Raw genomic sequence first — 23,635 nt, forward strand, 5'->3', positions numbered from 1 at the left:
GATTTTGGTTTAAGACTTAAACAAAGCATAATATACTTCGTTTAGCGTGCTTAAATCATGACCTTTCCTAGCTCCTGCAGAAAAGAACCTACGTCTTTTTACATTATCTTCTAGGCTTTTGAGTTTTAACGATAACTTTCTGCCTAATTCCCATGCAGCTTCTTCAAAAACACCGTCTTCTCTAGCTTCTTGCAATGTTGAACAGACCACAGTGGAAGAAACGCCCTTTTTTTGTAGCTCAAGGCGAGTCGCACGTTCTCCCAACAATCTAGATACACATGAGCGTATAACGGATCTAGCATATTGTTCATCGTCAACCAAATATAATTCTTCCAAACGAATTATTACGGATTCAACAATATTCTCTTTGTAACCCTTATTTATGAGCCTATTCTTTAAATCATCGGAAGATCTAGCTGAATAATCTAGCATTCGTAAAGCAGATTCTCTACAATCGTCGAAATCAGAGGCTTTTTTGGCATCTACTTTTTTAGCAGCTTTTCTACTATTAAATGAATTATACTTCTTAAAAGCGTAAGAAGAGTTTTCTTCACAATAATCTTCATGATTATTATCTAAGCTATCAAATGACGTATCATAAGCATCACTAACGCCAACTGTTGTTAAATCACAACCATTAACTTCAGATTCTTCTGCTTTTTCACACTCATTTTCTGCAGAATAATAAGAATCAACAGGTTTATGATTGCGAAGAAAACTCTCTACACTAATCATCTTCTATTCTTTTCACTGAATCTCAGCCAATATGATGTGAATCAGCTAAACTCAACTTTGTTTTAATAATTTTATTTAATATAGTTTTATTTGACATCACTGCCTTTTGAAGTGTTTGTTTTACTATCAGCACTTGAAGATGATACTGACTGAGAATTGTCATCTTCATCTTCTACCTCAACGAATTGATCTTCTGGCTTCATTAGCCCAAACGCTACTTTTACTTTATCGCTAATCTCTTCTGTAATAGCAGGATTATCTTTAAGGAATTGGCGAACGTTCTCCCTACCTTGCCCAAGTTGTTCACCTTCATAAGTGAACCAAGAACCAGATTTTTTAATAACATCGCACTGTACAGCCATATCGATTACAGAACCTTCAGTTGATATTCCTTCTCCGTAAAGAACATCAAACTCTGCTGTTTTAAAAGGCGGAGCCATTTTATTCTTTACAATCTTTACCTTAGTACGATTTCCAACAGCCTCTTCACCATTTTTGATAGTAGAAACTCGTCTAATATCCATTCGAACAGATGAATAGAATTTAAGAGCTTTACCACCAGTAGTTGTTTCTGGATTACCGAAGAATACACCAATTTTTTCACGAAGCTGATTAATAAATATTGCTGTCGTTCCAGCTTGAGACAATGCACCAGTCATTTTTCTTAAAGCTTGGCTCATTAAGCGCGCTTGTAAACCAACATGGCTATCTCCCATGTCTCCATCAATTTCCGCTTTTGGAACAAGAGCTGCTACAGAATCAACTACTATAACATCTAAAGCACCAGAACGAATTAGCATGTCGGCAATCTCTAATGCTTGTTCACCATTATCTGGCTGAGAAACAATAAGAGAATCTGTGTCAACACCCAATTTACGCGCATAAACTGGATCTAAAGCATGCTCAGCATCAATAAATGCAGCAATACCACCATTCTTTTGAGCATTAGCAACAATATGCAAAGCTAATGTTGTTTTACCAGAAGATTCAGGACCATAAACTTCCACAATACGCCCACGAGGAACGCCACCAATCCCTAGAGCCATATCTAGAGCTATTGAGCCAGTAGGGATAACCTCCACGTCTTGTAGTGGCTTATCACCCAATCGCATTGCGGAACCTTTACCATATTGTTTTTCAACATTGGCAAGAGCTGTTTCCAACGCTGCTTTTCTACGAGGATCTGCCTTGTCGGCATCAATAAGACGATCCACTGCACCTTTTTTTGCTTGTTGTGCCATATCTGCTACTCCTTTCGCATGCCGATGTATTGATTGACGTTAATGCAATACATAATGACTATGCAAGCGTTTTAGAGCAATGTGGTTAAAGGTTTTACTCAATAACACAATAGGCACTTATCACGCTGCAAGAAGCCCAACAATTGACATTATACACCATAAACGAACATTTGTTCGACAAGTGTGTTGACTTGAAATTCCAACGAAAATATCTATTTTGCAGGCATTGGTGGAGCATTATGATCTTTACCCCACCTCTTACTATCAGGAATATTCATGTGATCACATAAAACATTCCAGACAATTCTTGGCTCTACTCCAGCATCAATCGCCTCACGAGCACTCATACCATTAAGTTTTTGCAGCTCCTGATCTTTTGCGATACTCCTGCCAAACTCCCTGCCAAATACCTCTTCAAGAAGCTCCCAGAATTCACGCTCGCGCATCAAAAATCCAATCTTCAAAAATTATGGAATGCAGAATTTTTATTAACGCATAAACGACACCGTTTCGAACTTCTTCACGATTACCAGAAATATCTAATTGAACAGAAATCAACAATCCTAAATCACAAGAATAAAAATCACATTTCTCCAAGGAGAAATTACTAATTTTCCCACACTTACAATCAAAAACGCAATTTTTTATTCTATTAAACTTGCAAAAAATCGCATCAGAGTCAAGCGAATAGCAAGATTTATCTGTAACAGTTGGAACAAAAACACCAATATACGCCAACCCAGCTGGCTTACCAGCATCAGAGCCAGGTCCAGCAACACCAGTAGTTGACAATCCAATAATAGGAAAATCAGGATTGTCAACATCTTTTTGTTGCTCAAAACGCTTATAACACCAACCAGATCCACTGTATAATCTTGCTGCACCAAACGCCATTTGCTTTGCTACTCGCGCATCTACAGCACCACACGATTTTAATAAATCGCAATCCACACCAAGTATCTTAGATTTTTCACGAATATCGTAAGTAACAGCAGATCCAAGAAAAACTCTAGAAGCGCCAGGAATCTTTACAAACGAATCTGAAAGAAGACCCCCAGTCAGAGACTCAGCACATGCGATATGCAAAGAATGTGCATCGCAAAAATCAAGAATCTCACTAGCTAAAACACTAACAGAGTCACTACACATATCTATATCAATGCTTCAAAGCGTCGTTCACATAAAGAATACCAGAGTAAGTAGCAAAACCTATTGCAATTCCAATCAAACCGTAAGCAATGGAGTAATAGCAAATCACCCAAAGTGGAATATCATTTGCGCAGAAAATAGGAACAATAGGAACGAGAAGCATTGCAATACCAATTGACTGAGAAAGTGTCTTAAACTTTCCAGCAGAAGATGCTGCAATCACTTTACCGCCCTTATTTATAACATAGAATCGTAAAATAGTTATGCCAATTTCACGAATAACAAACAAAGCAGTAATCCACCAATATAGTTCTCCAAAAGCTGACGCAATAATAAGCGCGGAAAGCATAAGAAGCTTATCTGCTATAGGATCTAGTAATTTACCAAGCTCAGTTACCTGATTGTATTTTCTAGCCATCCAACCATCTAATTTATCTGTAGAAGCTGCAATTACAAACAAAACAAACACTGACCAACGTATCGCAGTAGAAGTATAACCCCAAGGACCTGCAACCAAATATAAGATTATAAATAGAATGGAAAGAATAATCCTTATGTATGTCACTACATTAGGAGCATAATCCCAACCTTCAAGTAATTTAGACTTACTGTTTTTCAACATCTATAAATACCTCCATAAAGCTACACAAATATGGTATAGCAAACGCAAAACTTAATTCAACTTTTACAAAGAATCACTTTCACCGCGAATAAATGCTAAAACTTTAGGCAAATCTTGAGGTTGCACAAGAACCTCACGTGCCTTAGATCCTTCGGATGGACCAACAACGCCACGCGACTCAAGCAAATCCATTAACCTACCAGCTTTAGAAAAGCCAACACGCAATTTTCTTTGAAGCATCGAAGTGGATCCAAACTGAGCGCCTACTACAAGCTCTGCAGCCTGAAGCAGCTCATCCATATCGTCGCCAATATCGCTAGTTTTAAGCTTGCTTTGAGCTTGAGCATCCGCTTTTTGAGCCATTTGTTCAATATCTTCACGATACTTTGGCTTGCGCTGAGTGCGAACATACTCCACAGCTCTGCGGATTTCAGATTCACTCACCCACGAGCCCTGCACACGCTGAGGCTTAGCAGCACCCATTGGAAGGAACAAAGCGTCACCTTGACCAATCAAAGTTTCTGCACCAACAGTATCGAGAATAACCCTGGAATCAGTTGCAGATGAAGTAGCAAAAGCCAAGCGAGAAGGAATATTTGCTTTAATCAAGCCTGTTACAACGTCAACAGATGGGCGCTGAGTAGCAAGAACCAAATGCACTCCTGCAGCTCGAGCAAGCTGAGTAATACGCTGAATAGAACTTTCCACATCGTTCTTAGCAACCATCATCAAATCAGCCATCTCGTCTACAACCACAAGCAAATACGGGTATGGAGCAACTTTTCGATTAGAACCAGCCGGAGCATGAACTTTTCCTTCACGCACAGCCTTGTTGAAATCTTTAACATGGCGGAAGCCGAAGAATTGCAAGTCGTCGTAGCGCGCGTCCATCTCTTTAACAACCCACTCGAGAGCCTGCGCAGCCTTCTTAGGATCCGTAATAATCGGTGTGAGCAAATGCGGAATGCCAGCGTATGCAGAAAGCTCTACTCTCTTAGGATCTACCAAAATCATACGAACCTGTTCAGGTGTTGCTCGCATGATAATAGAAGTGAGCATCGAGTTAATAAAACTCGACTTACCAGATCCTGTAGCACCTGCAACAAGCAAATGCGGCATTTTATCGAGAGCTGCCGTTACGAAATGACCCTCAACATCCTTACCAACACCTGTAAGCATAGGGTTTGGATCTTGGCGCGCTTTATCAGACCTAAGAACATCTCCCAGATTTACAATCTCTCTATCTACATTCGGGATCTCAATACCAATTGCAGACTTGCCCGGAATTGGAGAGAGAATACGCACATCAGTACTTGCTACAGCATACGCAATATTCTTTTGAAGATTCGTTACCTTCTCTACTTTTACTCCAGATCCTAACTCAACTTCATATTGAGTTACAGAAGGACCTCTTAAGAAGCCAATAACCTTCGCATCTACCTCAAATTGTTCAAAGGTAGAAGTTAAAGCTCGAATCACACGATCATTCGCTGGTGTTCTTGTTGCATGAGGCTTTCCATGAACAAGTATGTTCAAATCTGGTAGAATATAAGGTTCATCTTCATAAACATTAGAATCACTATGATTTGAATCGTATATATCTTTGCCAGCAGCGCTATCACTATTATTTTCTTGCGATGACCTATATTTATCTAATTGTTGAGCAGGCATATTTCCCCAAGGATCAGAAGAATATTGCTCGCTGGTGCTTATAGGAGCCTTAGGGAATTCATCAATATATAATTCTGGAGATGTTTTCCAAGAATTAGAATTCGCAGAAGAACCACTTGAAGATACAGACCTAGGAGACTCACGATTATGTGATTTATCAACCGTATTTTCATAACCTTGCGATTGATTATTAAGATCACCATCATGACTATTCGTGCGATCAGCATTATTTGATTCGAAATTACTACCGCCATCTTTTGAAGATGCACAGAGAAAAGCATCATCTCCAGCATACTCATCTAAAAGCTCATTATTACTATCTTTTTTCTTAGTTCCAAATAGTGAATTCCATAATTTAGAAATTAACGAATTATGCAAAGATCTGCGAGACTTTTCAGATTTGTCAGAATCATCATGAGTTGACACTCCATCAGCAAATTCAAGTGTTTTATCATCATCCTTAGAATCATTATCGTATGAATCTTCCTCAGAATTACTATCTTTACTATCTTTAGAAAAAGCAGAAAATATAAACTGCGTTATGTCTGTAACATGCAATTTTAAAATCATCAAAAACGAAAAAATTGCGATAATAACAAAAATCACTAGAGCAAAAGTTCTAGATAATCCCCAAGCTAAAGGAGAACCAAGAGAAAAACCTAATAATCCACCAGATTTTTGCAAATCTTCTATGTGAAAATGTTGATTTTTACTAGCAAATAAAATATCTAAAATAGAACATATAGACCACAAAATAAGAACAAAACCACCTATAACACGTGGGTTACCTGATTTTGATCCACTATTTCTCATTAGTCTAATTGCTACAGCAAATAACCAAACTGGTAAAACAATGCTCATAACTCCAAAAACTGCAGATGCTGCGAAGTGAAAAGCAACGCCTATAAAACCACTAACTCTAAACCATTCCGATGCGCAGAAAAGAATAGCAATAATAATCATTACAAAGCACAATCCATCTCTGCGATATGCTTCGTCGTATTCTCCCACACCAAAAAGCGAACGTACTACTTTACCAACAAGTCGCGGAACAAAAAGCAGCGCGGATTCCCAAAAAGGTTCATCATAAGATACATTTGATGACGACTTTGATGACTTACCGCCCCTACCTGCCATATATAAGCTCCTTAAACATAAATTTATGAAACATAACAAATTATGCAATCCACATTATTCTACCCCAACGTGTACTAATATACGGGCATAAACGTGTACTGATAAATTAAAAAATCTAATTGCAAAAAGAATGATACTCAAAGTAAAAAAAAATAATCTAGCATAAAAAAAAAATTCGGCTGAAACCAGCCGAAAAAATGGGGTGGCTAACGCGGCTTGAACGCGCGACCTTCTGAACCACAATCAGATGCTCTACCAACTGAGCTATAGCCACCATTATGGCGCGAAACCCTTCGGGAATCGCACAACAGAGGAATACTATACACGATTTTTTAAATTTATGCTAGTCAATCTTCATTCGGCGCGTCGCACGACAATTCGACATTGCGTAATGTAAGAATATAGTTATGAGTTTTTCGCAAAAATCAGATTCAAATAATGAATTAAATGAAAGCGTTACAAACGAGCGAATTTTTGGTATTTTTGATTCAAAGTTACATACAACAAAAGTTCTTCTTCTTGGCTCTGGAGAACTTGGCAAAGAGATTGCTATAGAACTTATCAGGCTTGGCATAAGAGTATGCGCGGCAGATAGCTATGCGAACGCTCCAGCAATGCAAGTAGCTCAAGAAAATCGCGTTATAGATATGAGCGACTCTCAAGAGTTGCAAGACTTAATAAACGATATAAACCCAGACATAATAATTCCTGAAATTGAAGCAATATCAACTCAAATACTAAAAAATGTTGTAAAGAGTAAGAAAATTCAAGTTGTTCCAAGCTCTGATATTACTGCAATTGCTATGGACCGCGAAGCTTTGCGAAAAATTTCACACGAAAAACTAGGATTGCCAACAACACCATATCGATTTGCTTCTAACTATGAAGAATTAGAAAAAGGAGCAAAAATCGTAGGATATCCATGCGTCGTAAAACCAATTATGAGCTCATCTGGTCACGGTCAATCAATAGTAAAAAATCCTGAAAACCTACAAAATGCTTGGGTAGAAGCACAAAATGGAAGAAGATCTAAGCATAAGAATCAGAACGCACAAAACGCTGACATATCTCGCGTAATTGTTGAAGCTTTAGCACCATTAGACTACGAGCTAACAGTACTAACTGTAAGCTCTAGCGCTGGAATAACAACATGCGAACCCATTGCACAATTTCAAAAAAATGGCGATTACAGGCAATCATGGCAACCAGCAAATATACCAGAAAACGTTCGAATCAACGCTCAAAATATTGCTAAACGAGCCGTTGAAGGTCTATCTAAAATAGCAAGAGAAAACGGAGAAACTGGGTGGGGCGTTTATGGAGTTGAACTCTTTGTTCTTAAAAACGGTGATTTACTTTTCAACGAACTATCCCCTCGTCCGCACGATACTGGTATGGTTACAATGATTTCACAGTATTACAGCGAGTTTGCTCTGCATGTTTTAGCGATTTTGGGTGTTCCTATTACTCAAAAGCACACTGCTCTTTGTTTAAAAAATAATGAAGTCGCTTTAAGCCATGCACTTGTTGTAGAAGGTAATGGAAAAATTGGATTTGCGAATGTAGCAAAATCATTAAACACTGAAGATTGCGCAAGATGTGATATACGCATCTTTGGAAAGCCAGAAGTTCACGGCTCAAGACGCTTAGGTGTTATTTTGACAGTATCAAACAGCGTGCGTGATGCAAAATCTTGCGCGACACGCATTGCTAGCGAATTACACACTGTAGAACTACCGTCTTAAAACATCGAAAAATCAAGGTTTTTACTGGTTTAAGACATTAAAAGAATAAAAAATAATCTAAAAAAATTGTAGGTAACAATTGTTAGTCTGAACGTGCTGACAAGGTTGGATAAACCTTCGAACAATGTTGGTTTTCGCCTACAGCCATAGATGCAACAAGAGAGGCACGTCAATGGAAAAACTTGACAAGTTGTATGAGGGCAAAGCAAAGAAATTGTATGCCACTGATAACAATAATGTGTTGTGGGTGGAATACATGAATCAGGCAACAGCTGGCAACGGTCTTAAAAAAGCTCAAATTGCTGGCAAAGGCAGCTTAAACAATCAAATAACTTCTTTACTATTCCATCTTCTTGAGGCGCGTGGCGTGAAAAGCCACTTCCTAGGGCGCATTTCTAGCACTGAGCAACTTGTAAAACGCATGAAAATGTTCCCATTAGAAATAATAATGCGAAATACTGCTGCTGGTTCTTTTGCAAAACGTTATGCTGTAAAAGAAGGCACTCCTTTAAAGAAACCATTATTGGAATTCTGCGTTAAATCCGACGAACTTGGCGATCCATTTATTAATCCTGAAGGCGTTGTAGCTCTTGGATTAGCAACCGATGAAGAGATGGCAGAAATTACTCGCCAAGCTCATGCTGTTAATAATGCATTGCTTGATGTTTTCTCTAAGATTGACGTACAGCTTGTTGACTTCAAGATTGAAGAAGGCGTTGACTCTAAGGGAAACATTCTGCTTGCTGACGAAATAACGCCAGATACTTGCAGACTTTGGGATAAGCGCAATACAAATAATTCTGAAGTAAGCCACTTAGATAAAGATTTATTCAGACGAGATTTAGGAGATATAATTCCAGCCTACGAGGAGATATTCTCAAGGCTTAAATCTCTTGCTCAAAGCGAAGGCGTAAACTTCGACGAAATAAATCCAAATAATTATGTTGAAGAATGATTTTTAATGTGGCTCGCATCTTTCGAGGTGCGAGCCACGCGCGTTCTTAAAGCAAAACTAAACAAAATTGAAAAAGAAAACTGAAAAAACAAAACAACCAAAATAGCCAAAACGTACAATTACAAGGCAGGTTTACCGTGGTATTTCGCGTTTATGTTGAAAAGCAATCTGGTTTCGATGTTAAGGCACAGCATCTTAATCACGAGCTTAAAGAAATTCTAGGAATAGATTCTTTAAAATCAACGCGCATAATAAACAGGTATGATGTTGAAGGAATATCAGAAGATCTATTCAACACTGCTATCAAAACAGTTTTTAACGAACCACCAGTCGATAACACCTATGATTATCTGCCCATAAGCACAAGCGAACATGTTTTTGCTATGGAATTTCTTCCAGGACAATTTGATCAGCGAGCAGAATCTGCAAGTGAATGCATACAGCTTATAAGCCAAGGAGAGCAACCAAGGGTAAGAACCGCGCAAATCTTGGCTTTTAAAGGTGATTTGTCTAAAAAAGATTTGGACGCAATTAAACACTACATAATTAATCCAGTTGAAGCGCGCGAAGCATCTTTAGATAAAGTCAATACTTTGCAAACAGAAACAGTTATTCCAGCAAATGTGGAAGTTATCAACGGATTCAACGATTTAGACGAACAAGGTTTAAAAAAGTTCATAGAAGATCGCGCGCTTGCAATGGACTTGGAAGACGCAAAATTCTGCCAGAACTATTTTAAAAACGAAAATCGCAATCCAACTATTACAGAAATCAAAGTAATAGACACATATTGGTCTGATCATTGCCGTCATACAACTTTTGGCACGCATCTTACAAACATAAAAATAGACGATAAGCAAGTACAAACCGCATTCAATCGTTATCTTGAAATGCGAGAAGAACTTAATCGCACAAATAAGCCGATTTGCCTTATGGATATGGCAACTATTGGTGCAAAGTATTTGAAGCATAATGGGATTCTTAAGAATCTAGACGAATCCGAAGAAATCAACGCTTGTACAGTAAAAATCAAAGTTGACGTAAACGGGCACGATGAAGATTGGCTGTTTTTGTTTAAAAACGAAACACATAATCATCCTACAGAAATCGAGCCTTTTGGTGGTGCTGCAACATGCATTGGCGGATGCATTCGCGACCCTCTTTCGGGAAGATCTTACGTATATCAGGCAATGCGAGTAACTGGTGCTGCAGATCCTAGAACGCCAATAGCCCAAACTCTTGAAGGAAAATTGCCTCAAAGAAAAATCGTAACGTCGGCAGCTGCAGGCTACTCTTCTTACGGAAATCAAATTGGACTTGCAACAGGCGAAGTACACGAGATTTACCACCCAGGATACGTTGCAAAACGAATGGAAGTGGGTGCGGTTGTAGCCGCTACCCCAGCAGACCATGTTCGAAGAGAAACACCTGAGCCAGGAGACGTGATTATTCTTCTAGGTGGACGAACTGGAAGAGACGGAATTGGTGGAGCAACTGGTGCTTCTAAAGCGCAAGACACTGATAGCATTGAGGAATGCGGAGCAGAAGTTCAAAAAGGAAATGCTCCTATTGAACGCAAGTTACAACGACTTTTCCGCCGCAAAGATGCATGCAGACTTATTAAGCGTTGCAACGACTTTGGCGCTGGCGGCGTAAGCGTTGCAACGGGTGAAATTGCAGATGGCTTGATTATTGATTTAGATAAAGTCTCTAAAAAATATGAAGGTCTTGATGGCACAGAGCTTGCGATTTCTGAATCTCAAGAGCGAATGGCTGTTGATGTTGCAGCAAGCGATGCCGACGAATTTTTGTCATACGCACGTCAGGAAAATTTGGAAGCACAAATTGTAGCCATAGTCACAGAAGAAGCACGAATGAAAATGACTTGGCGAGGAAAAACAATTGTGGATCTAAGCCGTGAATTCCTAGCTTCTAATGGAGCTCCAAAAGAGCAAAATATTCACGTTGAAAGTGGCGAAAACTATACTTCGAAATGGCAAGATATAAGTGGCGAATACGCTAATAAATCTTTTGGCGAGCGCATGAAAAATCTTGTTTCCAACATAAATATTTGCTCAAACAAAGGTCTTAGTGAAATGTTCGACTCCACTATTGGAGCTGCAACAGTTCTTATGCCTTTTGGAGGCAGACGTCAGCTTACTCCTGCACAAGCAATGGTTGCAAAATTGCCAGTTTTTGGAGAAACGAACACCGCTTCTGCAATGTCATGGGGCTTTAACCCATATATTATGGAAAAGAATCAATTTACTGGAGCTTATTTAGCTGTTGTTGAATCTTTGGCAAAGCTCACAGCCAGCGGTTTTACTATAGAAAATGCTTATTTAAGTTTGCAAGAATATTTTGGAAAGCCTCATAATGCTCCAGAACGTTGGGGAAAACCAATGGCAGCTATTCTCGGAGCTTTAAGCGCACAAATTGACTTTGGTGTAGGCGCTATTGGCGGCAAGGATTCTATGAGCGGAAGCTTTGAAAATCTTGATGTTCCACCAACACTTATTTCTTTTGCTGTTTCTACAGGAGACGCGAGAAACGTTGTTTCGCCAGAATTCAAAAAAGCCAATAGTAGAATTTTAAGAATATTGCCTAAATATAAGGAAGATGGAATCACGCCTAAATCTCAAAGCTTCTTAGAGGCGATTAGGATTGTGGAAAATCTTACCTCAAATAAACATGCGCTTTCCGTTAGCACTCCTGGATTTGGTGCTAGTGCGGAAATCTTATTTAAGATGACTTTGGGAAATCATATTGGGTTAAAGCTTAATAATGCGATTAGCAAGAATGATTTGTTTAAGCCAGCATATGGGTCGTTCTATGTGGAACTTAAAGATGATTCTGAACTTACGTATGCAGATTCAGATCTTGTAAGCGTAGATGTAGTAGGCGAAACTTGTAATGAGTTCGAGTTTTGCGTAGAAAACGAGAAACTTAATTTAGCTAGTTTGCAAGAAGATTGGGAAAATACTTTAGAAGATATATTCCCGTATCGAGAGAAGGGAGACTCAGTTCCTGCTATAAACTCTAGTGAACTGAAGTATTCTCATAACCACATGCGTTCTCATAGAAAAACTCCGATTAGTCACCCACGCGTAATCATTCCAGTTTTCCCTGGAAACAATTGCGAATACGACACTCAAGCAGCGTTTGAAAAAGCTGGAGCAGAATGCAAAACGCTTATAATCAATAATTTAAGCGCTGATGATATTGCTCAATCTGCAAAAGATCTTGTTGATGAGATTAATAAAAGCCAAATTGTTATGATTCCAGGCGGATTCTCTGGAGGTGATGAACCAGACGGTTCAGCCAAGTTCATAGCATCTTTCTTTAGGAATCCTGCTGTTAGTGACGCTGTTCGCGATTTGCTCAATAATCGCGATGGCTTAATGCTTGGTATTTGCAATGGTTTCCAAGCTCTTATTAAACTAGGTCTTGTCCCGTTTGGAGATATTGTTCCAATGGATTCAGAATGCCCGACTTTAACGTTTAACACTATTGGAAGGCATCAAAGCAAGATTGTTAGAACTCGCGTTGCTTCTAATCTTTCTCCATGGCTTTCAAATTGCAAAGTTGGCGATGTTCATAGTGTTGCAATATCTCATGGAGAAGGTCGATTCGTAGCATTGCCAGAAGTTATGGATACTCTTATACAAAACGGCCAAATCGCAACACAATACGTTGACAGCAATGGCGTTCCAAGCATGAATCTTAAAGTGAATCCGAACGGTTCACTTATGGCTGTAGAAGGAATCACTAGCCCAGATGGCAGAGTGTTTGGAAAAATGGGACATTGCGAACGCAGCGGAAACGGTTTGTACGTGAATATTCCAGATTTTAGAACACAAAACATTTTTAGCGCTGGAGTCGAATATTTCACTGCATAATGTGATTTTTGTAGCAAGTTTATAGGAAAATCTTGATTAAGAATCTAAAACAACAGGGGGTGTTTGATGTCTGCAGAGCTCGAAGACATTCATGAAGAGTGTGGCGTTTTTGGCGTTTGGGGTCATTCAGATGCTGCTAGATTAACATATTTTGGATTACATGCACTGCAACACCGAGGTCAAGAAGGCGCTGGAATCGTATCAAACGATAATGGTCATCTTAAAGGTTACAGAAACCTAGGTCTTTTAACTCAGGTTTTTGCAAACGAAGACATTATGAAGAAACTTACTGGAAACAGCGCAATTGGGCACGTTCGTTATGCTACTGCTGGTTCGGGAAGTGTTGAAAACATTCAGCCTTTTCTTTTTTGTTTCCATGATGGAGATGTTGCTTTAGGACATAATGGCAATCTTACTAATTGCACAACTCTTAGGAATAAACTTGAAGATGAGGGAGCAATCTTCCACTCGAATTCGGATACTGAAGTGTTAATGCATCTTATTAGAAGATCAAATAAAACTTCTTTTATGGATAAGCTTAAAGATGCTTTGCAAATAGTTCATGGTGGTTTTGCCTATTTGCTTCTAACTGAAAAGGAGCTTATTGGCGTAACAGACCCGAATGGTTTTAGACCTCTTTCTTTAGGAAGAATGAGCAATGGAGCTTATGTACTCGCATCCGAAACTTGCGCATTAGATATTGTTAGAGCAGAGTTTATTCGCGATATTGAGCCTGGCGAAATAATTGTTATTAATGACGATGGCTACACTATTGAGCAATATACAAAGCACGTACAACATGCAGTATGCTCAATGGAATTTATTTATTTCGCTCGCCCAGATTCTAATATTTACGGTATTAATGTTCATTCTGTGCGAAAGCGTATGGGTGCGCGTTTGGCTAAAGAATCTCCTGTTGACGCAGACATGGTTATTGGAGTACCTAATTCTTCACTTTCTGCTGCTGCAGGATACGCTGAAACAAGCGGAATTCCAAATGAAATGGGATTGATTAAAAACCAGTATGTTGCACGCACTTTTATTCAACCAACACAAGAATTACGCGAGCAAGGCGTTCGTATGAAACTTTCTGCTGTTCGTGGCGTAGTTGCAGGAAAACGCGTTATCGTTATTGACGATTCAATTGTTCGCGGAACTACCTCTAAGCGCATTGTGCAATTGCTACGAGAAGCTGGAGCTAAAGAGGTACATATGCGTATTTCTTCTCCTCCTCTTAAATATCCTTGCTTCTACGGTATTGATATTCAAACCACAAAGGAACTTATTGCAGCAAAACATTCAGTCGAAGAAATACGCGAGTATATTGATGCTGATTCCTTAGCATTTTTGTCTTTAGATGGATTAGTAGAGTCGATTGGATTAAAAAAGCCAGCGCCTTATGGCGGTTTGTGTGTTGCTTACTTTAATGGCGACTACCCTACTGCACTAGACGATTACGGCGAAGAATTCTTGGCTTCACTTACTCCTGAAGAACGCGAACATTTGCAAGAAGTGAGAAAGCACAGCAAATATTCACACGAAAATCTTATATAACTTAATATTTTAATTGTTTACCGCAATTTATAAATAAAATTTAAGAAAATACTTATAACATAGTTATGAAAGGAATCAATATGCCACACGCATATGAAGAGGCTGGCGTAAGCGTAGAAGCAGGATACGAAGTAGTACGTCGTATTAAATCGCATGTGAATCGCACGAAACGCCCAGGCGTTGTAGGTGGCATCGGCGGATTTGGCGGCTTATTTGATTTGGCATCTCTTGGTTACAAAGAGCCAGTGCTGATTTCTGGTACGGATGGCGTTGGAACCAAGCTTGTGATTGCAAAAATGATGAATAAGCATAACACTATTGGCATTGATTGCGTTGCAATGTGCGTAAACGATATTGCAGCTCAAGGTGCCGAGCCTCTTTTCTTCCTCGATTACATTGCGTGTGGGAAAAACAATCCTGAAATACTTGAGCAGGTAGTTTCAGGCGTTGCAGATGGTTGCGTGCAATCAGAAGCAGGTTTAATTGGCGGCGAAACTGCTGAAATGCCTGGAATGTATGACGAAGACGAGTACGATCTTGCAGGTTTTGCAGTAGGCGTTGCAGAACGTTCGAATATTGTTGACGGCTCTGCTATTTGCGAAGGCGACGTGCTTATAGGACTTCCTTCTTCAGGAGTTCATTCAAATGGATTCTCTCTTGTTCGCAAAGCTTTGTTTGAAGAAGCAGGTTTTAGCGTTGACACCAAGTTAGATGAGCTTGGCGGCAAAACGCTTGGCGAAGTTCTTCTTGAACCTACTCGAATCTACGTAAAAGCTTTGAAGCCACTTTTTGCTGAGCATCTTATTAAGGGAGTTGCTCATATTACAGGCGGCGGATTTATTGAAAATGTTCCTCGCATGTATGCGGATGATTTGGCTGCAAAAATTGATACCACTAGCTGGAGCGTTCCACCTATTTTTGGCGTTATTGAAAAAGCTGGAGAAGTTACTCACGCTGAAATGTTCAACGTTTTTAATATGGGAATTGGCATGGTTTTGTCAGTTGATGAAAGCAAAGCAAACGAGGCAATGCGTATACTAAACGAGCATGACGAAACCGCTTATATTATTGGCAAAATGGCTAAGCGCGAAAACGCTGCAGTTGAGTTGTTGTAAACCGCAAAAAACGCAAAACAGTAGACAGCAAAATCTTAAAGCAATAAAGGATTAAAAATGAAAGTTTTAGTAGTTGGTTCTGGCGCTCGCGAACACGCTATTGCACACGCGTTACTTAAAGGAGAAAGCGTTGAAGAAGTAACTGTTGCTCCTGGAAATCCTGGTATTGCAGCAGATGGAATTCAAACTGTAAACATAAGTCAATCAGATCATGACGCTCTTATTAAGTTCGTTAAAGACAATAACTACGATTTTGCGTTCATTGGTCCTGAAGTTCCGCTTATGAATGGCATTGTTGACGATTTTGAAGCGCATGGAATTGCCGCTTTTGGTCCAAACAAAGCCGCAGCTCAAATTGAAGGCTCTAAAGATTTCGCAAAAAAGCTTATGGCTCGTCACAACGTTCCAACTGCCTCCTACAAAACATTTGACGCTTTGGAGCCTGCACGCGCATACGTTCTTGAGCATGGTGCTCCAATTGTTATTAAAGCGGACGGTTTGGCTGCTGGAAAAGGCGTTACTGTTGCTATGGATGAGCAAACAGCAGTTGATGCTTTGGAAGATATTTTCGTCGATCATCGTTTTGGTCAAGCTGGAGCAAAAGTTGTTATTGAAGAATTTTTGCAAGGTCAAGAGTTTTCACTTATGAGTTTCGTAAGCGGAACTGATTTTTGGGTTATGCCAATTTCTCAAGACCACAAACGCGCTCACGACGGCGACACTGGTCCAAATACTGGCGGCATGGGAGCTTATAGTCCTGTTCCACAAATTAGCGACGAAACAGTTCAGCGTGCTATTGACGAGATTGTGCGCCCAACTGTTGAAGGACTAGCTAAAGAGGGCACGCCTTTTACCGGTGTACTTTATGCTGGATTAATTGATACAGCTTCAGGGCCTAAAGTTATTGAGTTTAATGCTCGTTTTGGAGACCCAGAAACCGAAGTTGTTCTTCCAAGACTTACTAGCGACTTTGGTGAAGCTATTTTTAACATTTTGCATGGCAAAGAACCAACATTTACTTGGATTAAAAATGGCGTAACTCTTGGAGTTGTATTAGCAAGCGAAGGCTACCCTGGCACTTTAGTTACTGGAACTCCTCTTCCTCAAATTCCTATTGACGAAGATCAAGGTCAGCACGTGTATTATGCAGGAGTAAAAAGCGATGAAGAAAGCGGAAAACTTCTTACTTCTTCAGGCAGAATAGCTCTTGTGCAAGTGCATGGAAACGATGTAAAAGACGCTCAAAACAACGTCTACAGCATATTAGATAAGCTTAATCTTCCTCACATGTTCTTTAGGCATGACATTGCGTCAAAAGCACTAGACCTGTAGAGGATGATCCGACTATCTGATTATCTTAAAAACCAAGAAAGTTTGTGTTTTTAAGATAATGTTTCCCAGCTGTAATGTCGTACTGAATCAAGCGATAATCATGCAATAATTGCTTAGTTTCTTTATTCATACTATTAGCAATCATTGGCTTACCATGATTATTCAGATAGATGGATTGTCCTTCTGGAATCCTATCCCAACCTTGAATCTTATTGACTACAGGAGGCTCCATAGCACTAACCTTATCGTGTAATCTAGTAAGGAAAGCTATATAGGGCGAAACCTTTGAATTAGTATGAGATGCTACTTGAGATATGAAGAAGTTTGGAGACGAATAAGTATTTTTATGAATATTTTTAATCTTATTTGTCTCAATAGCTTTTCTATTTGACCAAATAAAGTAGTCAGTTAAATGCAGATCTAGAGAATTATTTTGATCTGCACTAGCCGTACTGTATACACCAGGAAGATGATCGCCGTAAAACACAACAGTAACAGGCTTGTCAATTGAATCAAGATTCTCTAAGAACTTTTGCGTAGCATGATCCGTGTAATTAACACCCTTAGCATATGTTTCAATTGATGATGTTTCCGATTGTCCTAAATTAGGTGAACCATCTTTTGCTTTTGCAACAAAATCATTATTCTTATACCAATTTCTATAAGGCATATGATTTTGCATTGTGACTACTTGCACAAACTGCGGCTTTTTACTAGCAGAAATTGACTCAAATGCGCTATCGTAAGCTGAAGAATCTGAAACATAAGGAGATTTATCCAACATTTTTTTATGAGAAATAATATTAGGACCTTCAAGAGCATAAAACTTACTAAAACCGAACTTCTTGTAGTTTATTGATCTAGAATACATGCTTGGCTCATATGGATGAAAAGCTACAGAATTTCCTTCACTACCCCAATATCTGTTGATTGTAGGAGTCCAAGAAGAATTTGGAACAAGCTGCTGATACGGGCTTGTAAGAGATGAATTGAAGTTCACCATGCTCAATCCCGTAAGAGACATATATTCGAGATTCGCTGTTCCCCCACCATAACCAGAAGAAAGCATTAAACCACTATCTGTTTTCTCTTTCAAAGAGCTTATAAATGGCATTGGATTCTTATTCAGTTGCAATCCTGGAACCCTCATTGGGTTTGAGAAAGATTCCGAAAGTACATAAACCACAGTATTGTCTGAAATTTTGCTTTTGCGAGAAACATTGATTTTCTTAGCTTCAGTATCATATTTTTTTAGAAGAGCTTTCATAGTGGATTCATTGTAATCCGCTGGTTTATCCATAACTTTTGGATTCACTTGTCTTAAGAAAGCAACTAAAGCACCGTTTCTTTGCGAATCATAAACAGAATCCCACATCGCAGGAGCATCGCCCATAAACTTAGCAAAACCGTTAGCACTAGAACCAACTGTTCCAACCCCAGAAACATACCATCCAAGACTCAAAAAACACACTAAGCATGTAACAACTCTAATTACAATAGAAATGCGAAAATCCTTAGTAAACACGATTTTTCCGCGATTTACATCTACAAAATGCATAAAAATAGCAGCAATAACAGCTACAAGTACAGCAATAATGGCGCAGACAATCACAGCTATAGCATTATCTGGCAGAAAAGATGCGATATTCCCCGTATTACTCTTTAAAAAGTTCAAGTCCGCTGGAAGAATTGTCTCGTATCTAACATTAACCTTCATATACTCGATTACAGAAATTATTACAGATAATGTAATCAGAATAAGTGTAGTAATCCAAAAACGATTTATTACCATCAACAGAATTCCGTAAATTAGAGCAACTATAAGCAGATTCAAAACGAATACAAAATTTAAGCTAATCCACATTTTTGAAATTATGTTCCATGCGCTTGCCGAAAGCGAGGAAGTCATTTCCACTCGTCCAGACCTTTGAACAGAAAGCTGCACAATCATAACCATTATTGCATCAAATACAACGAACAGAACCGCATACAACCATCGCGGAATCGCAAGCTTAAAACGCTTAAAAATAGTAAGAAAATTGCTTAATGGCAATTTCACACCCTTCTAATTACATGACTAATACATAACTCATTTACGCATCTATGTTACAAATACATTTTAATTATCGCCATCGTCATAAATAAACATAACTTGTAGTAAACAATTGTGTATATTCATACTTTTGACGTATTGCAATAAACTCTGTATCTTTTATCATTATAATTGATGACATAATATAGAAAATTTTAAGGATTACGAATTATATTATCAACGGCTGTATTTTTTGATAGCTCTAATCTAGTGAGGTTTTAAGGAACAGTAAGAATGAAGTTTATTGCCACAATTAACCTAATGCACGGCATACTACCTATAAGTATATTCACAATATCTGGATTATGCTTAGCTGTCCTTTTAATAACAAAATCTAAAAAAATAAAGTATTTTCCATCTCTTTTAACACAATTAGGTTCTGCATCATTATTCGCACTTATATTTGGATTTATAACTTGGCTTATTTCAGACGTTTTTCTTGTATTCGGAGTAAGCCTAGGATGGCTTGTGATTTTTTCTATTGCAGGAGGATTTGCGGCTGTAGGATTTGCTTTAAGCGCGGCTATAATATCTAAAGGATATAGAAGAGCTTTTGCAATATTTTCAATTATTTTGTTTATTTTAGCCACAATGATTCGCGTAAACATGATTTATGGCGAATACACAACTATTGGATCAGTATTCGGATTAGGTAATTATCCGAAGCTTGAAGAGCATAATAAACATAATGGGGTTATGGAAATCGCTGATTGGAATTCACTTGCAGCACAAAACAAGCTCCCCAAAATACCATCCAAAGGGATAAGTAGATCCGTTAAAATTCCCGCAACAACATCTAACTTCCGTGCCCGCACCGCAAACGTCTACTTACCACCAGCAGCTTTAACAAAATACGCTCCAAAACTACCTGTAATGGTTCTTCTTTCTGGTCAACCAGGAAGCCCTAATAGGCTATTTGCTGCGAGCGAAATTGTAAACACCTTAGACGCTTATGCTAAGGATCATAATGGTTTAGCTCCGATTGTTGTGTCACCAGATCAAAACGGTACTGCAACACACAATTCTCTTTGCGCGGATACAAAGGTTTATGGAAAAGCACAAACTTATTTGACAAAAGATGTTGTTAATTGGATTCATAAAAATCTACCAGCCAGCAACAATCCAGCACTTTGGCTAATGGGAGGATTTTCTCAAGGAGGAACTTGCGCAACTCAGATTGTGCCAGCTTATCCTAAACTATTTGGAAACATGTATTCTGCAGGCGGAGAACTAGAGCCAACATACAAGAATCGCGATGAAACAATAAAACGTTATTTTGATGGAGATCGCAAAAAATACGAAAAGCATATTCCAGCAAACATAATGAGAAAAAATGCTCCTTTAAAACAAAATTATTACTCTATAGCTGGAGCTTGGGATCCTAAATCGCAAGTAAATCAGTCTAATATTGCTATAGCGGCTCATAAGTCTGGAATAAGCGTTATAACCATGATTTCTAAAGGATCTGGACACGATTGGCATACCGTTCAAAATGGGTTAAAAGTTGTAATCGACCATCTTTGTAAAGATTCTGGAATAACAAGCAATTATCCAGATTTAAACTCTTATAATAATATTCAAGTGGTTATCAATCAGAAGGTGAGGCGATAAATCATGCCAAACTTTTTATCAAAAAATCACGAGTCTACAGCAAAACATCATTTAAGCGTTCTTACCAACGATGTGCGCATGTGGCTATCGCAGCGCGTGCTAGCAGCGAAAATAACTCTAGTTTTCTTGGTTATTAACCTTATTCACTGGGTTTTCAGTACCGTAATGCACATCTATACTTATGGCACCAATGCAACTCTTTCACAATTCTTCTCGTATCATAAACCGAAAATAAGCTCTACTTTTTTGTTTGGGCATAGAAATATTACACAGCTTCTGATTAAACTATTCCACTCGCTATTTTTTGTAAATAGTTTCCCATCTCTAATAGTAAATGCAATACTTTCACTTGTTTTAATAGGGTTAGCCGAAACACGTATCGGTAAAATGCGTTTGCTTTTTGTTTCTGTAACAAGCACTCTTATTGGAACAATACTCGGTCTTACTTTAATCGGTAATCTTTCAATGATTATTAGAAACATGCGTTGGATTACTAGAATACCAATTAGACTTTCTCCTTTTACACTTTTTGTTGGAGCTTTTATGGCTGCAGCAACATGCGAATCGATATTGTGGCGTAGACGAATGTTTGTTTTAGGATACGCAATCACGTCTGCGATGCTTCTTTATAGTGGAAATCCTGGGGATTATTGCACAATTTTTGCAGCAATTTGTGGCCATATTATTGGCAATCTGATGAACAAAAATAGCAATGCTAATACAAATACTGTAAAAAGCGCGAACTGGTGGGAAGGAACAGACTACGAGATTAGACGTCTATTTTCCATAACTCAACTTGTTATGGCTTTAGGACCAGTTCTTGCACTATCTTCTAGATCTCACGCTGGAATACTAACTACATTAGGTTTATTCATGTCTCCGCAAATGGGTACGAAACCGTGGCTAGCAAGATGTATATCAAACTATAGTTCAAGCAGTTGCCTGCTTCATTCAGGATTACAACACGCAACAATAGGAGGTCTTTGGATTCGTATTCTTTTGCCTATCGTCACTTTAATGATTATATCTTGGGGACTTTTACGCGGAAGAAGACTTGCAGCTTATGCTGCTATAACAATCAACGGAATTACAGCAGTATATGCAACCATGTATTTTGCCATTTTGCCTTTGATTGCAACTAAACAAACCATGATTTTCCACAAGAATAATGCTACTTCTATAGCCTTTATGCTTACAGCTTTGCCTCCTTTATTAATCGCAATCCTACTGTTTATAAGCATAAAGCATTTTCCAAATCATAGTGATAAGCTTGAGCGCAGAGTTGGATTAGCTGCAATTGTTTTTGCACTATTTTCTACTGGAATAGGATATGTTTGCTTCGGGTTGATTGCACCAAATGAATTTAAGCCTGTAGCAGACTTGCATCATTTACTACGTGACCTTCCAGGGCGTTGGATGCCTATGGGCTTTGGATTAAGGTCCAATGCCATGCTTACACCTATAACTCCTTTGTCTTCAGCAATAACTCAAGGTGTTGGAGTTCTATTCTGGCTTGTTCTTTTTGCTGTTTGCATGGTGTGGTTTAGAAACAAAATAACAATTAATGAAGAAGACCGCAAAAAAGCAAGCAAGTTAGTTCAACTTGGTGGAGACACCATGAGTTTTATGACAACATGGCATGATAACCACTATTGGTTCTCCGCCACTGAACATTCTGCAATAGCATACAGACTAAAATATGGAGTTGCTTTAACTCTAACTGGTCCTTTTGGAGATAAAACAGAATATAAACAAGATTTGAAAGCGTTTATTCAACTTTGCGAACAAAATTCATGGTCTCCAGCATTCTACGCTGTTCACGATGAAGAACGAAAAGCCTTGGAATCTATTGGTTTTTCTTCTATAAAAGTTGGAAGCGATATGCTAGTCTACCCTAAAGAGTGGCAAACTAGGGGTAAAAAGTGGCAGGATATTCGCACTGCCATAAACAAGGCAAAACGTGATGGAATAACAGATGTTCTTAGCACTTACAACGATGCTCCTTGGGAAGTTCAGCAACAAATTATTGAGATTTCGGAAGAATGGGCGGAACTTAAAGCCCTTCCAGAAATGAAGTTTACTCTTGGCGGTTTGGAAGAATTGCATGATCCTAGAGTAAAGATTTTGTATGCGATTGACGAGAATAATCGCGTTCTTGGGGTTACAAGTTGGATGCCGACTTATGACAATAATCGCATAATCGGGTGGACTCTTGATTTTATGAGACATCGCACGAATAGCCCTAATGGAATTATGGAGTTGCTTATCGCTAGAATGGCGGAACGGTTAAGAGACGAAGGTCTTGAAAATCCAGAATCTGCTGTGGAGTTTATGAGTCTTTCTGCAGCTCCTCTTGCTGGAATAACAGATATTTGTGAAAATTCTACATTAAGCAATGAGGATTCTAGTAAAGATATCCAGGCAAGCCAAAAGCCTACAATTCATGGAGATTCTCAATCTTCAAATCATCATGAATCAAATGATATTATTGTTCATACGCTTGAAATGATGTCCGATATTTTGGAGCCAGCATACGGATTTAAGTCGCTTTATTTCTTTAAAAAGAAGTTCCAGCCTACTAATAGACCTGTATACATATGCTATTTGGATTCTGCAAAACTAGCACAAATATCGTTAGCTGTTACAAGCTCTTATTTGCCAGAGACTAATCCTAAGCAGATTTTAGAAATGCTAAAAACTCTTAAAAAATAGTTCATGTAATGAAAAATCAGCCTAAATTCTAAATCTAGGCTGATTTTTAACTGTAATTAATTAGA

The 23,635-nt window shown here is 38.6% G+C and carries 15 protein-coding genes and 1 tRNA gene; 8 read left to right on the forward strand and 8 right to left on the reverse strand.

Going from position 1 to position 23,635, the window contains the following annotated elements:
- Positions 1 to 9: 9 nt before the first annotated feature.
- The 7 genes from HXT60_RS03390 to HXT60_RS03420 all read right to left on the reverse strand — a co-directional run bounded on the left by HXT60_RS03390 (position 10) and on the right by HXT60_RS03420 (position 6,829).
- Positions 10 to 735, reverse strand: a complete 726-nt coding sequence (locus HXT60_RS03390; RefSeq protein WP_013399611.1) for a regulatory protein RecX — start codon at positions 733 to 735, stop codon at positions 10 to 12.
- A gap of 86 nt (positions 736 to 821) precedes the next feature.
- The gene (gene recA, locus HXT60_RS03395; RefSeq protein WP_004113623.1) at positions 822 to 1,976 is read right to left on the reverse strand and encodes a recombinase RecA; all 1,155 of its coding nucleotides are present in this window, start codon (positions 1,974 to 1,976) and stop codon (positions 822 to 824) included.
- 212 nt (positions 1,977 to 2,188) lie between these two features.
- On the reverse strand, positions 2,189 to 2,422 hold the full coding sequence (locus HXT60_RS03400) for a DUF3046 domain-containing protein (protein ID WP_004113620.1): 234 nt from the start codon (positions 2,420 to 2,422) through the stop codon (positions 2,189 to 2,191).
- Complete coding sequence (locus HXT60_RS03405; RefSeq protein ID WP_009994272.1) at positions 2,409 to 3,125, reverse strand: CinA family protein; 717 nt, start codon at positions 3,123 to 3,125, stop codon at positions 2,409 to 2,411. Before HXT60_RS03405 ends, HXT60_RS03400 begins: the two co-directional genes overlap by 14 nt.
- A 7-nt stretch (positions 3,126 to 3,132) precedes the next feature.
- Positions 3,133 to 3,747 (reverse strand): CDP-diacylglycerol--glycerol-3-phosphate 3-phosphatidyltransferase, encoded by a 615-nt coding sequence (gene pgsA / locus HXT60_RS03410; protein WP_004113615.1) that lies wholly within the window; start codon positions 3,745 to 3,747, stop codon positions 3,133 to 3,135.
- Between the two features lie 63 nt (positions 3,748 to 3,810).
- The gene (locus HXT60_RS03415; RefSeq protein WP_421790744.1) at positions 3,811 to 6,555 is read right to left on the reverse strand and encodes a DNA translocase FtsK 4TM domain-containing protein; all 2,745 of its coding nucleotides are present in this window, start codon (positions 6,553 to 6,555) and stop codon (positions 3,811 to 3,813) included.
- A gap of 198 nt (positions 6,556 to 6,753) precedes the next feature.
- Positions 6,754 to 6,829: transfer RNA gene (locus HXT60_RS03420), tRNA-His, on the reverse strand.
- 133 nt (positions 6,830 to 6,962) lie between these two features.
- Here HXT60_RS03420 and purT point away from each other — a divergent pair.
- The 6 genes from purT to purD all read left to right on the forward strand — a co-directional run bounded on the left by purT (position 6,963) and on the right by purD (position 17,155).
- On the forward strand, positions 6,963 to 8,300 hold the full coding sequence (gene purT, locus HXT60_RS03425) for a formate-dependent phosphoribosylglycinamide formyltransferase (RefSeq protein WP_020759741.1): 1,338 nt from the start codon (positions 6,963 to 6,965) through the stop codon (positions 8,298 to 8,300).
- 172 nt (positions 8,301 to 8,472) lie between these two features.
- Complete coding sequence (gene purC, locus HXT60_RS03430) at positions 8,473 to 9,255, forward strand: phosphoribosylaminoimidazolesuccinocarboxamide synthase (protein ID WP_004113609.1); 783 nt, start codon at positions 8,473 to 8,475, stop codon at positions 9,253 to 9,255.
- 137 nt (positions 9,256 to 9,392) lie between these two features.
- Positions 9,393 to 13,154 carry a phosphoribosylformylglycinamidine synthase gene (locus tag HXT60_RS03435; RefSeq protein WP_421790746.1) on the forward strand — a complete coding sequence of 1,254 codons (3,762 nt, stop codon included), beginning with the start codon at positions 9,393 to 9,395 and terminating at the stop codon, positions 13,152 to 13,154.
- Positions 13,155 to 13,220: 66 nt separating this feature from the next.
- Positions 13,221 to 14,708, forward strand: a complete 1,488-nt coding sequence (gene purF / locus HXT60_RS03440; RefSeq protein ID WP_004113604.1) for an amidophosphoribosyltransferase — start codon at positions 13,221 to 13,223, stop codon at positions 14,706 to 14,708.
- Positions 14,709 to 14,788: 80 nt separating this feature from the next.
- Positions 14,789 to 15,823: a phosphoribosylformylglycinamidine cyclo-ligase gene (gene purM / locus HXT60_RS03445; RefSeq protein ID WP_004113603.1), complete on the forward strand. Its 1,035-nt coding sequence runs from the start codon at positions 14,789 to 14,791 to the stop codon at positions 15,821 to 15,823.
- A gap of 57 nt (positions 15,824 to 15,880) precedes the next feature.
- On the forward strand, positions 15,881 to 17,155 hold the full coding sequence (purD, locus tag HXT60_RS03450) for a phosphoribosylamine--glycine ligase (protein WP_004113602.1): 1,275 nt from the start codon (positions 15,881 to 15,883) through the stop codon (positions 17,153 to 17,155).
- Between the two features lie 25 nt (positions 17,156 to 17,180).
- Here purD and HXT60_RS03455 read toward each other — a convergent pair whose 3' ends face one another.
- Entirely contained in the window at positions 17,181 to 19,214 is a 2,034-nt protein-coding gene (locus HXT60_RS03455; protein WP_020759747.1) for an LTA synthase family protein, read from the reverse strand.
- 267 nt (positions 19,215 to 19,481) lie between these two features.
- Between HXT60_RS03455 and HXT60_RS03460 the strand changes: the two genes are divergently transcribed.
- Positions 19,482 to 20,858, forward strand: coding sequence for an alpha/beta hydrolase-fold protein (locus HXT60_RS03460; protein ID WP_014554557.1), 1,377 nt, complete (start codon positions 19,482 to 19,484; stop codon positions 20,856 to 20,858).
- Between the two features lie 3 nt (positions 20,859 to 20,861).
- Complete coding sequence (locus HXT60_RS03465; RefSeq protein WP_004113598.1) at positions 20,862 to 23,570, forward strand: bifunctional lysylphosphatidylglycerol flippase/synthetase MprF; 2,709 nt, start codon at positions 20,862 to 20,864, stop codon at positions 23,568 to 23,570.
- Positions 23,571 to 23,635 lie beyond the last annotated feature (65 nt).

The organism is Gardnerella sp. KA01002, from assembly GCF_049244015.1.
GTDB classification, from domain to species: domain Bacteria; phylum Actinomycetota; class Actinomycetes; order Actinomycetales; family Bifidobacteriaceae; genus Bifidobacterium; species Bifidobacterium vaginale.